We start from the raw sequence: 15034 nt of genomic DNA on the forward strand, positions 1-15034 counted from the left end.
CACGACAGCGAACCCGTGGAGTGGTCATGACTACAACAATATCCCCCGACTCGCGATGGACGCGGCGGCGCAGCGAAAAGCAGCGGCGTCTGGAGTTGGTTAAATCCCTGGCTGATGGGGTGGTGCTGCCCACCGACAAGATCGTCGCGGCGCTCGAGGCATTGATCTTGCCGGGCGATCGCGTGGTACTGGAGGGCAACAACCAGAAGCAGGCGGATTTTCTTTCGCGCTCCCTGGCCAAGGTCGATCCGGGCAAGCTCCACGAACTGCACATGATCATGCCCAGCGTCGGCCGCTCCGAGCATCTGGACCTGTTCGAACGTGGTATCGCCCGCAAGCTCGATTTCTCTTTCGCCGGCACCCAGAGCCTGCGCATCAGCCAGTTGCTCGAAGACGGCCTGCTGGAAATCGGCGCGATCCATACTTACATCGAACTCTATGCGCGACTGGTGGTGGACCTGATTCCCAACGTCGTGCTCTCGGCCGGCTTCATGGCCGACCGTGCCGGCAACATCTATACCGGCCCAAGTACCGAAGACACTCCGGCGCTGATCGAACCGGCGGCCTTCAGCGATGGCATCGTCATCGTCCAGGTCAACCAGTTGGTGGACGACGTCAGCGACTTGCCGCGTGTGGACATTCCTGCGTCGTGGGTCGATTTCGTGGTGGTGGCCGACAAGCCGTTCTACATCGAGCCGCTGTTCACCCGCGACCCACGGCACATCAAGCCTGTGCACGTGTTGATGGCGATGATGGCGATCCGTGGCATCTACGAAAAACACAACGTGCAGTCGCTCAATCACGGCATCGGGTTCAACACGGCCGCTATCGAGCTGATCCTGCCGACCTACGGCGAATCCCTCGGCCTCAAAGGCAAGATCTGCCGCAACTGGACGCTCAATCCGCACCCGACGCTGATCCCGGCGATTGAAAGCGGCTGGGTTGAAAGTGTGCATTGCTTCGGCACCGAGCTGGGCATGGAAAACTACATCGCCGCCCGGCCCGATGTGTTCTTCACCGGACGCGACGGCTCGCTGCGTTCCAACCGGATGTTCAGCCAATTGGCCGGACAGTACGCCGTGGACCTGTTCATCGGTGCCACGCTGCAGGTCGATGGCGATGGCCATTCTTCCACCGTGACCCGTGGACGGCTGGCCGGTTTCGGCGGCGCACCGAACATGGGTCACGACCCGCGGGGTCGCCGCCACGGTACGCCAGCCTGGCTGGACATGCGCCACGGCGATGCCGCCGAGCCGTTGCTCGAACGTGGCAAGAAACTGGTGGTGCAAATGGTCGAGACCTTCCAGGAGGGCGGAAAACCAACCTTCGTCGAAACCCTCGACGCCATTGAAGTGGCGAAGAAAAGCGGCATGCCACTGGCGCCGATCATGATCTACGGCGACGACGTAACCCACCTGTTGACCGAAGAAGGCATCGCCTATTTGTACAAGGCGCGCTCGCTCGAAGAACGTCAGGCCATGATTGCTGCGGTCGCTGGCGTCACTGCCATCGGCCTGCGCCACAACCCGAAAGACACCGCACGCATGCGCCGCGAAGGCTTGATCGCCTTGCCCGAAGACCTCGGCATCCGCCGTACCGACGCCACCCGCGAACTGCTCGCCGCCAAGAGCGTGGCCGATCTGGTCGAGTGGTCCGGCGGCCTCTACAACCCACCCGCCAAATTCAGGAGCTGGTAATGCACGCACTCAACCTGCAACCAGAAAACCTGAGCCTGGCCGAGCGGCTGGCGGATAGGGCGGTAGACGCGCTGATCGACGAAGCGGACCTGTCGCCGAAACCGGCATTGGTCGACCGTCGTGGCAATGGCGCCCACACCGATTTGCACCTCGGGCTTATGCACGCTTCGGCGCTGGCCTTGTGGCCAGCGTTCAAGGAAATGGCTGAAGCCGCTGTCGAGATCGGCGAGATCGGTTTGCCGCTGCGCGAAGCGATCGGCCTGATCGGTCGCCAAGGCGAGCAATCGATGCTCACCACCACCAACGGTGTGAACACTCATCGCGGGGCGATCTGGGCGCTGGGCTTGTTGGTCGCCGCTGCCGCGCTGGAGCCTGAATCCACCGCCGCCGGTTCCATCGCGTTGCGCGCGGCAAGGCTGGCCTTGCTCGATGATCGCTTCGCGCCACGTCCCCTCAGCCACGGCGCGCAAGTCGCGCAACGCTACGGTGCGCGCGGTGCCCGGGAAGAAGCCCAACTGGGATTTCCGGCAGTTATCCAACGGGCGCTGCCGCAACTCAAGCGCAGCCGCGCCAACGGGCATGGCGAACAGAACGCTCGGCTCGATGCGCTGCTGGCGATCATGACCGATCTGGCCGACACCTGCGTGCTGTACCGCGCCGGCGAACAGGGCCTGCGCACCATGCAAATCGGCGCCCAGGCGGTACTCGATGCCGGTGGCAGTGCCAGCCTCGCCGGACGGCGCCGGCTGCACCAGCTCGACCAACAACTTATCGCGTTGAATGCCTCGCCCGGCGGTGCTGCCGACCTGCTCGCAGCCTGCCTGTTGATCGACGGTATCGAGTCGGGCGACAGCCTGCAAAAGGGAGTTTTTTGATGGAAACCTTATCTTTCGAATTCCCCGCCGGGCAGCCGCCACGCGGTCGCACGCTGGTGGGCTGTGTCGGTTCCGGCGATCTCGAAGTACTGATCGAACCGGGTCAGTCCGGCAAGTTGACCATCACCGTGCAGACCTCGGTCAACGGCAGTGAACAACGCTGGCAGCATCTGTTTGCACGGATGTTCGAGGGCCAGATGCCAGCCGCCATGGACATTGATATCCACGATTTCGGCGCAACCCCCGGTGTGGTACGCCTGCGTCTGGAACAAGGCTTCGAGGAGATCGGCCATGACTGACAGCGCCTCGTTGCTCAACAAGCACAGCTTCGTCGAATTGGGTGCCCGGCAACGGGCGAAAGCCTTGCTCGATGCCGGTACTTTCCGTGAATTGCTCGACCCGTTCCAGCGCGTCATGTCGCCCTGGCTGGCGCGTCAGGGCGTGGTGCCGCAAGCCGATGACGGCGTAGTCATCGCCAAAGGCAGCCTCGATGGCTTGCCGGTGGTGATCGCCGCCATCGAAGGCGCTTTCCAGGGTGGCAGCCTTGGCGAAGTCGGCGGGGCAAAGATTGCCGGCGCACTGGAACTGGCCGCCGAAGATAACCGCAAAGGCATCCCGACCCGTGCCGTGCTGCTGCTGGAAACCGGTGGCGTGCGGTTGCAGGAAGCCAACCTCGGCCTGGCGGCGATTGCCGATATTCATGCGGCGATAGTCGATCTTCGCCAATACCAACCGGTCGTGGGCGTGGTGGCGGGCAGCGTGGGTTGCTTTGGCGGCATGTCGATCGCTGCCGGGTTGTGCAGCTATTTGCTGGTGACGCAGGAAGCACGACTTGGCTTGAACGGTCCGCAGGTGATCGAGCAAGAAGCCGGGCTGGAGGAATACGATTCGCGGGACCGTCCGTTCATCTGGAGCCTGACCGGTGGCGAGCAACGCTTCGCCAGCGGCCTGGTGGATCGTTATGTCGCTGACGATGCGGCGCAGATCCGCCAGCAAATCGGTGATTTGTTCAAATTGGGTCTGCCGACACGGCAACGCAGTCAACAAGCCGATCTGTACCTGCAACGCCTGGCGCGTCTGAATGCCGAGCCGCAAATCGAGCCCTGCGTGGTTCGCGAACTGTATCAAGGAGAGCGTTCATGAGTGCGTATTCCCTCAGAGGCTTGAACTGGTTCAAGGCCTTGGGCGCCGATGCCAAACCCGTCGACGGATTGCCGGCCTCGCTGAAAGTCGCCGATGGTTTTTTCGCCGGGCAACCGGTGCGATTTATCGCCGTGGTAGCCGACCCGGCAAACCGTTTTGTCCGCGCCCGTCATGGCGAGGTCGGATTGCTCGAAGGCTGGGGTCTGGCCAAGGCTGTGGATGAAGTGATTACGGCGGATCAGGACAAAGCGCAGAAACGTGCCTTGATCGCCATCGTCGATGTGCCGAGCCAGGCTTATGGTCGACGCGAAGAAGCGCTGGGCATTCATCAGGCGCTGGCAGCTGCCGCGGACAGTTATGCTCGTGCACGCCTCGCCGGTCATGCCGTGATCGGTTTGCTGGTGGGCAAGGCGATGTCCGGGGCGTTCCTGGCCCACGGGTATCAGGCCAACCGACTGATCGCCCTGCGTGATCCGGGTGTGATGGTGCATGCCATGGGCAAAGCGTCGGCCGCGCGGGTGACCTTGCGCAGTGTCGAAGAGCTGGAAACCCTGGCTGCCAGTGTGCCGCCGATGGCCTATGACATCGACAGCTATGCCAGCCTCGGCCTGCTGTGGGAAACCTTGGCGGTGGAACAGATCGAACAGCCGACGGCGGCGGATCTGGCGCGGGTGACTGAATGCCTGACGCTAGCGATTGACGATGTTGCGCACAAGGGCGCCGACCTCAGCGGTCGTCTCGGCGCGACCAATCGTGCCGCTTCGAGCAAGGTCCGCCAATTGCTGAGTGAGCAGTGGTGAACGCGCCCCTGGCCCACGACCTGCTCTGGGGCATGACCCCGGCGCAGTTGCCTGCGAATGCGCCTGCGTGGGCAGTCGAGTCGCTCAACTCGGGGCAACCGGTGGTGGTGCGCCGCGCGCTGTCGGCAGCGCAGCGGATTGCGGTCGGCGTGCGCGGGCGTTTGCGTGAGCAGCGTTATGCGACGTCGATGGCGATGGCTTCTATTACCCGTCGCGTAGCGCCCGAGGAACTCTGCCGTGTCGATATCGCCCGTGACTTGCCGGCACTTGAAGCCTTGGCGCAATTGCGCCCTGCGCTTGATGCGTGCGGCTGGGTCTGGGGCGTCAGCGGCAGTGCCGGCTTCGAATTGGCCAGCGGCTTTGCAGCGCTGCATCAGGGCAGTGATCTGGATCTGATTTTGCGTACGCCACTACCTCTGGCGCGTGAGCAGGCTCGGGAGTTGCTGGCGTTGCTCGATACGGCGCCATGTGTCGTGGACATGCAATTGCAGACGCCGTCGGGTGGTGTTGCCTTGCGCGAATGGGCCGGCACTTCGAATCGTGTGCTACTGAAAAACACCCGCGAAGCCTGCTTGGTGATTGACCCATGGAACCCGCAGGAGCAAGCAGCATGAGCAGCTTGCTGGTGTTCCCGGGACAAGGCGCGCAACAGCCGGGCATGCTCCAGCGGTTGCCTCGGCAAACCTTGAGCGAGGCGAGCGACATTCTTGGTGAAGATGTTTTGCTGCTGGATTCTGCGCAATCATTGCAGTCGACAAGGGCCGTGCAGCTTTGCCTGCTGATCGCCGGTGTGGCGGCTTCACGGCAGTTGGCGATGGACCCGGATCATGTCGCGGGGCTTTCCATCGGTGCCTATCCGGCAGCGGTGGTGGCCGGAGCCCTGGCGTTCAGCGATGCGTTGCATCTGGTCAGCCTGCGCGGTGAGCTGATGCAACGGGCGTATCCACAGGGCTATGGCATGACCGCGATCATCGGTCTGGACCTGGCCACCGTGGAAGGTTTGCTGGCGCAGGTGCACAACGTCGACACGCCGGTTTACCTGGCCAACATCAACGCCGATAACCAGGTGGTAATCGCCGGCAGTGACGCTGCGATGAAGGCAGTGGCTGAGCTGGCAAGAAGTCGCGGGGCAGGGCTGGCCAAGCGTCTGGCGGTGAGCGTGCCTTCGCATTGCCCGCTGTTGGACATGCCTGCAAAAACCCTCGCCGAAGCCTTCGCCAAGGTGCAACTGCAAACCCCGAAGATCGGTTACCTGAGCGGCAGTCGCGCGCGGCCGGTGATCAAGGTTGATGCGCTGCGCGACGACCTCGCTTTCAACATGTGCCGCGTGGTGGATTGGCGCGGCACTGTGCAAAGCGCCTACGAGCGTGGCGTGCGTCTACAGATCGAACTGCCGCCCGGTGCGGTGTTGACCGGGCTGGCGCGCCGGGTATTCGAGCAAGGCACCGTGATTGCCTTCGACGGTGCACGGCTCGATACCCTGCAGGCGCTGATGCGTGAGGAGGGAAGCCGCCACCCTTAGATCCGCGAGTCAGGCTTCGAACAACAAAAACAACATCCGACGATGCACTTTGAGGACAACAACAATGATTATTTACGGTGTGGCGCTGCTCGCGATCTGTACGCTGGCAGGAGTGATCATGGGTGACATGCTCGGCGTATTGCTGGGCGTCAAATCCAACGTCGGCGGGGTCGGGATCGCCATGATCCTGCTGATCTGCGCGCGGTTGTGGATGCAAAAACGTGGCGGCATGACCAAGGACTGCGAGATGGGCGTCGGCTTCTGGGGCGCGATGTACATTCCGGTGGTGGTGGCGATGGCCGCGCAACAGAACGTGGTCACGGCACTGCATGGCGGCCCGGTGGCGGTGCTGGCGGCGATCGGTTCGGTGCTGGTCTGCGGTTGCACCATTGCCTTGATCAGCCGGACTCATAAAGGTGAACCGTTGCCCGATGAACCGGCGGATGTAACCTCGGTCGGCGCACCGGCAGGAGGTCGCTGACATGTGGGATCTCATCGAGAAAGGTCTGGAACACAACGGTCTGGTCACTGCCTTCGCCTTCGTCGGCGTGATCATGTGGGTATCGGTGATTCTCTCCAAACGCCTGACTTTCGGGCGCATTCATGGCTCGGCGATTGCCATCGTCATCGGCCTGGTGCTGGCCTGGGTCGGTGGCACCATGACCGGCGGGCAAAAAGGCCTGGCGGACCTGACGCTGTTCTCCGGCATCGGCTTGATGGGCGGCGCCATGCTGCGCGATTTCGCCATCGTTGCCACGGCGTTCGAAGTGCAGGCGACCGAAGCGAAGAAGGCCGGGTTGATCGGGGTGATCGCGCTGCTGCTCGGCACGGTGCTGCCGTTCATTGTCGGTGCGTGCATGGCCTGGGTGTTCGGCTATCGCGATGCGGTGAGCATGACCACCATTGGCGCCGGCGCGGTGACTTACATCGTCGGTCCGGTGACCGGTGCAGCCATCGGCGCGACCTCGGATGTGATGGCGCTGTCGATTGCCACGGGGTTGATCAAGGCGATTCTGGTGATGGTCGGCACGCCGGTGGCGGCGCGCTGGATGGGCCTGGATAACCCGCGTTCGGCGATGGTGTTTGGCGGGTTGGCCGGCACTGTGAGCGGGGTGACGGCGGGGCTGGCGGCGACGGATCGGCGGTTGGTGCCTTATGGGGCGTTGACGGCGACCTTTCACACTGGGCTGGGCTGCCTGCTCGGGCCTTCGTTGTTGTACTTCATTGTTCGCGGGATTGTGGGCTAACTGATCGTTCCCGCGCTCTGCGTGGGAATGCAGCCCGGGACGCTCCGCGTCCCATTCGAAAGCTGGAACGCGGAGCGTCCCTTGAAGCATTCCCACGCAGAGCGTGGGAACGATCATCAAGCTCCCTCGCCACACTCAAGCCTGGCGATTGGCATACATCCGACACTCCGCCAGCAACGCCAGCAGATTCGGATCGCGCTCCTTGGCCTTGAGGAACACCACGCCGATGTGCTGCTGCAAGCGATATTGTTCCTGCAACGGAATCAGCTTCACCCGGTTCTCGTACACCGCGGCAATCCTCCCCGGCAGCAACGCGTAACCCACGCCTGAGCTGACCATGCTCAGCAGCGTGAAGATGTCGTTGACCTGCATCGCCACCTTTGGCTCGAACCCCGCCTGCTCGAATACCCGCTTGCCATCCTGATGGGTGGCGAAGCCTTGGGTCAGTGTGATGAAAGTTTCGTCGCGGACCTCGGCCAGGTCGACTTCGGTCCGTTGGGCGAACTTCGAGTCGGCCGGCGTGGCCAGGAAGATGTCGTCAGAGAACAGTGGGATATGTTCCAGGTCCGGGTCGATGATGCTGTCGTCCAGTGATACCAGGATCGCGTCGACTTCCATATTCTTGAGCTTGTACAACAGGTCGAAATTCGAGCCGAGAATCAGATCGATATTCAGCTCGCTGCGGCGGATCTTAAGGCCCATGATCAGTTGCGGCACGGTCTTCACCGTCAACGAATACAGCGAACCCAACTTGAAGCGCTCGGCAGAAAATCCGGCGGCCTCACGGGTCAGGCGCACGCTCTCGACGACGTCCTGAATCAGCTTTTGCGCGCGCTCTTCCAGCACATAGGCGCTCTCCAGCGGTGTCAGGTTGCGGCCTTCGTGTTTGAACAACGGGCAGCGCAGGGCGCTTTCCAGAGAGTGGATCGCGCGGTGAACGCTGACGTTGCTGGTCTGCAACTCGGCGGCGGCCCGGGCGAGGTTGCCGGTGCGCATGAAGGCCAGGAACACCTCGAGTTTTTTCAGGGTCAACTCTTCATCGATCAGCATGGGGCGGACTCTTTTTGGAATCGCTCGATTGTGCCTAATTACGTTCGGGCACGCAGACCTTTGTGGGAGCTGGCTTGCCAGCGATGAGGCCCTGAAGATCAACGTGAAACTTGAGATCCTATCGCCAGCAAGCCGGCTCCTACAGGGGGGTGTTATGTTCTGAAATATTGCGCTTTCAGACTGCAGGCCTGAGCCTTGTGTGTTGCGGCAATGATTGATGAGGTGGGTAAACGATGTATCACGGGGAAAGATTGAACGCCTGGACGCATTTGGTCGGGGCAGTGGCGGCAACGGTTGGTGTGGTGTGGATGCTGGTGATTGCCAGCATGGACGGCAGCCCATGGAAAATCGTCAGCGTGGCGATCTACGGTTTTACCTTGATGTCGCTCTACAGCGCATCGACCGTGTACCACAGCGTGCGCGGGCGCAAGAAAGCGATCATGCAGAAAGTCGATCACTTCTCGATCTACCTGTTGATCGCCGGCAGCTATACACCGTTCTGTCTGGTGACGCTGCGTGGACCGTGGGGCTGGACGCTGTTCGGGATTGTCTGGGGGTTGGCGCTGATCGGCATCCTGCAAGAGATCAAGCCGCGTTCCGAAGCGCGGATCCTGTCGATCGTGATTTACGCGGTGATGGGCTGGATCGTGCTGGTGGCGGTCAAGCCATTGCTGGCTGCACTGGGTAGCGCAGGGTTTGCCTGGCTGGCGTCGGGCGGCGTGTTGTACACCGTCGGGATTATCTTTTTCGCCCTCGATCACCGATTGCGACATGCCCACGGGATCTGGCATCTGTTCGTGATCGCCGGAAGTCTGCTGCACTTTGTGGCGATTTTGTTCTACGTCCTGTAACGCGCCAAGGGGGCTTGATCAGACTTCAGGGTTGCCCAGGCATCAGGTTGTCCAATTGCTCCCGGGCACGGCGACTGAAGATCTGCAGCAGTTCATCAAGTGTGTGCGGCGGTGGTTCGCTGGCGCGAGTCACGGCATACAGGGTAATCGGCAATGGCGGGGCCAGCGGGCGGAGGGTCGTGGTGCCCGGTGAGGCGCCGAGGGCGGTGAAGGGATCGATCACCGCCAGACCGGCACCTGATTCCACCATGGCCCGGGCCAGTGAATAGGTCTGCACGGCGATGCGTATCCGCGGCGGTGGATCAACCGCTTCCAGGTAACTATCGAGCCGGGCAGCCAATGGGTCGGCGCTGGACAGGCCGATCAAGGGTGCATCGGCAAGCGCCATCAGCGGCAGCGGCGTTCCTGCCTCCATCGCCGGCCAGTAACTCGCCGGTGCCAGCGCCACCAAAACCCCCGAAGCCAGCGCCTGTGCCTTGAGCCCTGGGTGATCCGGGCGTTGCAGGGTCAGGGCTACATCCACTTCGCGCATCAACAGGTTCTGCACCAGTTCGCGACTGTGGGCGCTGGACAGTTCGCAGGCAATGTCCGGGTAGCGTCTGGTCCACTCGTGAATGGCCGGCGGTAACAATGAAAGGGCCAGCGCCGGCGTGGCGCCGATCCGCAGACTGTGACCAGGCTCGCGGCGCAGGCTCTGGGCCAGACGTCGCACGCCTTGCAGGCTTTCGCTGACCTTGTCGACCTCGCGCTCCAACTCCAATGCTTCCGGCGTCGGCTGCAGTTTGCCGCGTACGCGCAGGAACAGCGCGAAGCCCAGTTGTTGCTCGGCATGCTGCAACACTTTGCTCACCGCCGGCTGCGAAACGTGCAGCAATTGCGCGGCAGCGCTGATCGAGCCGGTTTGTCGAATTGCCTGGAAAATCTCGATGTGGCGCAGGCGCATGGCAAGTCCATAACCTTTGTTTATGGGGTTGCCATCTTTATGCATTGTTCAACGTCTGTCACCTGGCTCTAACCTTGGCATCGTCTTCTCAACGGCTTTAAGGACGGACATGGCTCAGCGTGTGTGCATCATCGGAGGCGGCGTGATCGGCCTGGCAACGGCCTATGCGCTGGTGCGCGACGGCGTCGAGGTGACAGTGATCGAAGCCCGGGATTCGCTGGGCAGTGAAACCAGCTTCGCCAATGGCGGCCAGCTCTCCTATCGCTATGTCGCGCCGCTGGCCGACGCGGGTGTGCCTTTGCAGGCCATCGGCTGGATGTTGCGCGGCGATTCACCGCTGAAGTTGCGCCCGCGCTTCGACCCGGCCCAGTGGCGTTGGATGGCGTCTTTCCTCGGCGCCTGCCGTCGCTCGGTCAACCGTGAGAACGCCGCACACTTGCTGCGCCTGGCGCTGCTCAGCCAGGACACTTTGAAGTCCTGGCGCGAGGACGATGGACTGACGGGATTTCAGTGGCGGCGCAACGGCAAACTGGTGACCTTCCGCCAGAACAGCAGCTTCGAGCATGCGTGCCGGGGTCTGGCCGACCCGCTGCAACAGCAGGTGTTGTCGCCTGCCGAATGTACGCGGCTGGAGCCGGCATTTGCCGATGCCCCCTTCGTCGGCGCGATTTACACCCCGGACGAAGAGGTCGGCGATTGCCATGGTTTCTGCCAGCAACTGGCTGCCCGGTTGCAGGCCTCCGGCCGTTGCGAGTTCCGTCTCGGGCAAACAGTGACCGGCATTCGCCACAACAACGGCAGCGTCAACGCCATCGAACTCGGCGAGCAAGTGCTGCCGGTCGAGCACCTGGTTATCGCCGCCGGCCACCGCAGCCCATTGTTGGCTCTGCCCGGGCTGCAACTGCCGTTGTATCCACTTAAGGGCTACAGCCTGACCGTGCCAATTGGCGTCGGTCATCGGGCGCCGGACGTGAGCATCACTGACTACGACTGCAAGATCGTCTACGCGCGTATCGGCGAGCAATTGCGGGTGGCGGCGATGGTCGACATCGTCGGTTTCGACCCTGCGCTCGACCCCAAGCGACTGGCGCTGATCAAGCGTCAGGCCCGTGAGACCTTTCCCGATGCCGGTGCCTACGACGCGGCTGTCGAATGGGCCGGCATGCGCCCGGCTACACCTAACGGAGTGCCGCTGCTGGGTGCGACCGCGTATCGCAACCTGTGGCTCAACCTTGGCCACGGCGCGCTGGGTTTCACCCTGGCATGCGGCAGCGGGCGCCTGCTCAGTGAACTGATTGGCGAGCGTCGGACTACCATCGACCTGCAGGGTTTCAACCACCGCGCCGCCTGAATACTGACTTCTGAAGAGGACACTGTTATGAGCATTACCCGACTGCACAGCAACCCGCGCCTGTCCGGCGCCGTGACCTTTGGCGATCTGGTGTTTCTTTCCGGGCAGGTGCCCGGCGATGCCACTGATGCAGCCAGCCAGACCCGCGAGGTGCTGGCGAAAATCGACTCGCTGCTGGCCGAGGCGGGGAGCGGCAAGGACCATCTGCTCAGCGCGACCCTTTACCTGAAGAACATCACCGAAGATTTCGCCGCGATGAACGAGGTCTGGTCGGCCTGGCTGTCACCGGGTCAAGCGCCGAGTCGCACCACCGTGCAGGCCGAACTGGCCCGACCGCAGGTGCTGGTGGAAATCACCGTCATCGCGGCACGCGTCCGATAAACCAATACCCACAACGGAGAATAACAATGCAAAAAGTCACGTTGCTCACTTGTACGCTTGGCCTGTTGTTCGGCAGTCAGGTTCAGGCCAATGAAATGCCTTTGACCGGCACCCTGAGCAAGGTCGCCAGCGCCAACAGCATCACTCTGGGCTATCGCGATGCTTCGGTGCCTTTCTCTTATGTGGGTGATCATAGCGGCAAGCCGATGGGGTACTCGGTGGATCTGGCAGGCAAGATCGTCGAGCGCATCCAGCAGCAACTGGCCCTGCCGGAGTTGAAGGTGAAGTACAACCTGGTGACCTCGCAAACCCGCATTCCACTGGTACAGAACGGCACGGTTGACCTGGAGTGCGGTTCCACCGGCGTGACCGCCGAGCGGCAGAAACAAGTGGCGTTCTCCTACGGCTTCATCTACGTCAAAGGCCAGTTGCTGACGGCCAGGGACAGCGGAATCAAGAGCTTCGCCGACTTGCGCGGCAAGAACGTGGTGACGACCGCCGGCACCACCAATGAGCGCTTCTTGAAAAGCTACAACGTCGATCACAAGATCGACATGTTTGTGATCAGCGCCAAGGACCACGGCGAAGCCTTCCAGATGCTGCAATCGGGACGGGCGGCGGCCTTCTACATGGACGACGCGCTGCTCTACGGCGAACGCGCGAAGGCCCATGACCCACACAAGTGGGTGGTCGTCGGGGAAGAGCAGTCACGGGAGATCTACAGCTGCATGGTGCGTAAGGACGATCCGCAGTTCCTGGCGCTGGTCAACGGTGTGTTGGCGGATCTGTACAGTTCAGGCGAGATCAATGGCATCTATAAACGCTGGTTTGAGCAGCCGATCCCGCCGAAGGGGTTGAACCTTGAATTCCCGATGACCAGCGAACTCAAGGCGATCATTGCCAAACCGGTGAGTGATCCGGTGCAATAGCTTAGAAATCACCCCACAGTTGCTGGGCTACTGCCAGCGCAACTACCGGCGCGGTTTCAGTACGCAGCACCCGTGGGCCGAGGCGGGCGGCATGGAAGCCGCTGGCCTTGGCCTGATCGACTTCGGCATCGGACAACCCACCCTCAGGGCCGATCAGGAATGCCAGGCTTGAAGGTTTGGCATGACTCACCAGCGGCTCGGCCACCGGATGCAGTACCAGCTTCAATTCAGCGTCCGTGTGCTTCAACCAATCGGCCAGCAACAGCGGTGGACGAATTACCGGCACCCTTGAACGACCGCATTGCTCGCAAGCGCTGATCGCCACCTGGCGCCAGTGCTGCAAGCGCTTGTCGGCGCGCTCGTCCTTGAGCCGGACTTCGCAGCGATCGCTGAAAATCGGCGTGATTTCGCTGACGCCCAATTCCGTGGCTTTCTGAATCGCCCAGTCCATGCGCTCGCCCCGGGACAAGCCCTGGCCGAGGTGGATCTGCAATGGCGATTCGACCTGGCCGGTGAAGCTCTCATCGATGCTCACCACCACACGCTTCTTGCCGACTTCCGTCAGCGTGCCGCGAAACTCATGGCCCGAGCCGTCGAACAATTGCACCGCATCACCCTCGGCCATGCGCAGCACACGGCTGATGTAATGGGCCTGAGCCTCGGGCAGTTCGTGCTCGCCGATGCTCAGGGGGGCGTCGATAAAGAAGCGGGACAGTCTCATGCGGATTCTCTTTAATTTGATCGTTCCCACGCTCTGCGTGGGAATGCCTCACCGGACGCTCTGCGTCCGCTTTTGGGACGCGGAGCGTCCCGGGCTGCATTCCCACGCAGAGCGTGGGAACGAGCGTTGCCAATCAGCCCGGATCACGGAAGCCAGGGTGGAAGTTCTCCGGCACCGCCACACTGACGCTGTCGCGAGTGGCGATGTCGATGCCTTCGCTCGCCACTTCGGCCAGGAAGTCGATCTGATCCGGAGTAATCACGTACGGCGGCAGGAAATACACCACGCTGCCCAACGGCCGCAGCAAAGCCCCGCGCTCCAGCGCATGCTGGAACACTTTCAAGCCCCGGCGTTCCTGCCACGGATAGGCTTCTTTGCTCGCCTTGTCCTTGACCATCTCGATCGCCAGCACCATGCCGGTCTGGCGCACTTCCGAGACGTTCGGGTGATCGGCCAGATGCGCGGTGGAGGAGGCCATGCGCTGGGCCAGGGCCTGGTTGTTCTCGATGACGTTGTCTTCTTCGAAGATATCCAGCGTCGCCAACGCCGCCGCGCAGGCCAGTGGATTACCCGTGTAACTGTGCGAGTGCAGGAAGGCCCGCAAGGTCGGGTAATCGTCGTAGAAGGCGCTGTAGACCTCGTCGGTGGTGATGCATGCCGCCAGCGGCAGGTAGCCGCCGGTCAGGGCTTTGGACAGGCAGAGGAAATCGGGGCGGATGCCGGCCTGTTCGCAGGCGAACATGGTTCCAGTGCGGCCGAAGCCCACGGCGATTTCATCGTGGATCAGGTGCACGCCATAACGGTCGCAGGCTTCTCGCAGCAACTTGAGGTACACCGGGTGGTACATGCGCATGCCGCCGGCACCCTGGATCAGCGGCTCGACAATCACGGCAGCGACGCTGTCATGGTTCTCGGCCAGGGTCTGCTCCATCGCGGCGAACATGTTGCGCGAATGTTCCTCCCAGCTCATGCCGTCGGGACGCAGGTAGCAATCCGGGCTCGGCACCTTGATGGTGTCCAGCAGCAAGGCCTTGTAGGTTTCAGTGAACAGTGGCACGTCGCCGACCGACATCGCTGCCATGGTTTCGCCGTGGTAGCTGTTGGTCAGCGTGACAAAGCGTTTCTTGTTCGACTGACCACGGTTGAGCCAGTAGTGAAAGCTCATTTTCAGCGCGACTTCGATACAGGACGACCCGTTATCGGCGTAGAAACACCGGGTCAGGCCTTGCGGCGTCATCTTTACCAGGCGTTCGGACAGTTCGATCACCGGCTGATGACTGAAACCGGCGAGGATCACGTGCTCCAGCTGATCCACCTGATCCTTGATCCGCTGGTTGATTCGCGGATTGGCGTGGCCGAACACGTTGACCCACCAGGAACTGACCGCATCGAGGTAGCGCTTGCCTTCGAAATCTTCCAGCCAGACGCCTTCACCGCGCTTGATCGGGATCAGCGGCAGTTGTTCGTGATCTTTCATCTGGGTGCAGGGATGCCACAACACCGCGAGGTCGCGTTGCATCCACT

Annotated in this window: 17 protein-coding genes; 13 read left to right on the forward strand and 4 right to left on the reverse strand. The window is 62.1% G+C overall.

Translation table 11 applies throughout. From position 1 onward, the window contains the following. Positions 1-26: 26 nt before the first annotated feature. The 9 genes from mdcA to madM all read left to right on the forward strand — a co-directional run bounded on the left by mdcA (position 27) and on the right by madM (position 7284). Positions 27-1697: a malonate decarboxylase subunit alpha gene (gene mdcA / locus D8V06_RS01465; RefSeq protein WP_130907672.1), complete on the forward strand. Its 1671-nt coding sequence runs from the start codon at positions 27-29 to the stop codon at positions 1695-1697. After that, positions 1697-2572 (forward strand): triphosphoribosyl-dephospho-CoA synthase, encoded by an 876-nt coding sequence (locus D8V06_RS01470; RefSeq protein ID WP_130907673.1) that lies wholly within the window; start codon positions 1697-1699, stop codon positions 2570-2572. The genes mdcA and D8V06_RS01470 overlap by 1 nt, the downstream gene beginning before the upstream one ends. After that, positions 2572-2871, forward strand: a complete 300-nt coding sequence (locus D8V06_RS01475; protein ID WP_056853961.1) for a malonate decarboxylase subunit delta — start codon at positions 2572-2574, stop codon at positions 2869-2871. Before D8V06_RS01470 ends, D8V06_RS01475 begins: the two co-directional genes overlap by 1 nt. Further along, positions 2864-3715 carry a biotin-independent malonate decarboxylase subunit beta gene (locus D8V06_RS01480; protein ID WP_130907674.1) on the forward strand — a complete coding sequence of 284 codons (852 nt, stop codon included), beginning with the start codon at positions 2864-2866 and terminating at the stop codon, positions 3713-3715. The genes D8V06_RS01475 and D8V06_RS01480 overlap by 8 nt, the downstream gene beginning before the upstream one ends. Next, positions 3712-4515 (forward strand): biotin-independent malonate decarboxylase subunit gamma, encoded by an 804-nt coding sequence (gene mdcE / locus D8V06_RS01485; RefSeq protein WP_130907675.1) that lies wholly within the window; start codon positions 3712-3714, stop codon positions 4513-4515. Before D8V06_RS01480 ends, mdcE begins: the two co-directional genes overlap by 4 nt. Next, positions 4509-5129, forward strand: coding sequence for a malonate decarboxylase holo-ACP synthase (locus tag D8V06_RS01490; protein ID WP_130907676.1), 621 nt, complete (start codon positions 4509-4511; stop codon positions 5127-5129). Before mdcE ends, D8V06_RS01490 begins: the two co-directional genes overlap by 7 nt. Beyond that, positions 5126-6037, forward strand: coding sequence for a malonate decarboxylase subunit epsilon (gene mdcH / locus D8V06_RS01495; RefSeq protein ID WP_130930302.1), 912 nt, complete (start codon positions 5126-5128; stop codon positions 6035-6037). Before D8V06_RS01490 ends, mdcH begins: the two co-directional genes overlap by 4 nt. A gap of 64 nt (positions 6038-6101) precedes the next feature. Then, positions 6102-6518, forward strand: a complete 417-nt coding sequence (gene madL / locus D8V06_RS01500; RefSeq protein WP_130906032.1) for a malonate transporter subunit MadL — start codon at positions 6102-6104, stop codon at positions 6516-6518. 1 nt (position 6519) lies between these two features. Next, on the forward strand, positions 6520-7284 hold the full coding sequence (gene madM / locus D8V06_RS01505; RefSeq protein ID WP_056853955.1) for a malonate transporter subunit MadM: 765 nt from the start codon (positions 6520-6522) through the stop codon (positions 7282-7284). Between the two features lie 135 nt (positions 7285-7419). On the opposite strand, the gene D8V06_RS01510 is transcribed toward madM, so the two are convergent. Next, positions 7420-8334 carry a LysR substrate-binding domain-containing protein gene (locus D8V06_RS01510; RefSeq protein ID WP_056853954.1) on the reverse strand — a complete coding sequence of 305 codons (915 nt, stop codon included), beginning with the start codon at positions 8332-8334 and terminating at the stop codon, positions 7420-7422. A 233-nt stretch (positions 8335-8567) separates the two neighbouring features. Here D8V06_RS01510 and D8V06_RS01515 point away from each other — a divergent pair, with 233 nt between their 5' ends. Next, entirely contained in the window at positions 8568-9185 is a 618-nt protein-coding gene (locus D8V06_RS01515; protein ID WP_056853953.1) for a hemolysin III family protein, read from the forward strand. 25 nt (positions 9186-9210) lie between these two features. Here D8V06_RS01515 and D8V06_RS01520 read toward each other — a convergent pair whose 3' ends face one another. Continuing rightward, positions 9211-10128: a LysR family transcriptional regulator gene (locus D8V06_RS01520; RefSeq protein ID WP_130930303.1), complete on the reverse strand. Its 918-nt coding sequence runs from the start codon at positions 10126-10128 to the stop codon at positions 9211-9213. A gap of 109 nt (positions 10129-10237) precedes the next feature. On the opposite strand from D8V06_RS01520, the gene D8V06_RS01525 reads away from it, so the two are divergent. The 3 genes from D8V06_RS01525 to D8V06_RS01535 are packed head-to-tail and all read left to right on the forward strand — an operon-like array spanning position 10238 to position 12789. Then, on the forward strand, positions 10238-11479 hold the full coding sequence (locus tag D8V06_RS01525; protein WP_130930304.1) for a D-amino acid dehydrogenase: 1242 nt from the start codon (positions 10238-10240) through the stop codon (positions 11477-11479). Between the two features lie 27 nt (positions 11480-11506). Then, positions 11507-11860: a RidA family protein gene (locus tag D8V06_RS01530; protein WP_130930305.1), complete on the forward strand. Its 354-nt coding sequence runs from the start codon at positions 11507-11509 to the stop codon at positions 11858-11860. 26 nt (positions 11861-11886) lie between these two features. Further along, on the forward strand, positions 11887-12789 hold the full coding sequence (locus tag D8V06_RS01535) for a transporter substrate-binding domain-containing protein (RefSeq protein WP_130930306.1): 903 nt from the start codon (positions 11887-11889) through the stop codon (positions 12787-12789). A gap of 1 nt (position 12790) precedes the next feature. On the opposite strand, the gene D8V06_RS01540 is transcribed toward D8V06_RS01535, so the two are convergent. After that, complete coding sequence (locus D8V06_RS01540; protein WP_130930307.1) at positions 12791-13510, reverse strand: 16S rRNA (uracil(1498)-N(3))-methyltransferase; 720 nt, start codon at positions 13508-13510, stop codon at positions 12791-12793. A 133-nt stretch (positions 13511-13643) separates the two neighbouring features. Beyond that, positions 13644-15034 (reverse strand): adenosylmethionine--8-amino-7-oxononanoate transaminase (locus D8V06_RS01545; protein WP_130930308.1); only part of this gene is annotated, 1391 nt, incomplete at its 5' end.

The organism is Pseudomonas sp. Sample_24, assembly GCF_004307605.1.
GTDB lineage: Bacteria > Pseudomonadota > Gammaproteobacteria > Pseudomonadales > Pseudomonadaceae > Aquipseudomonas.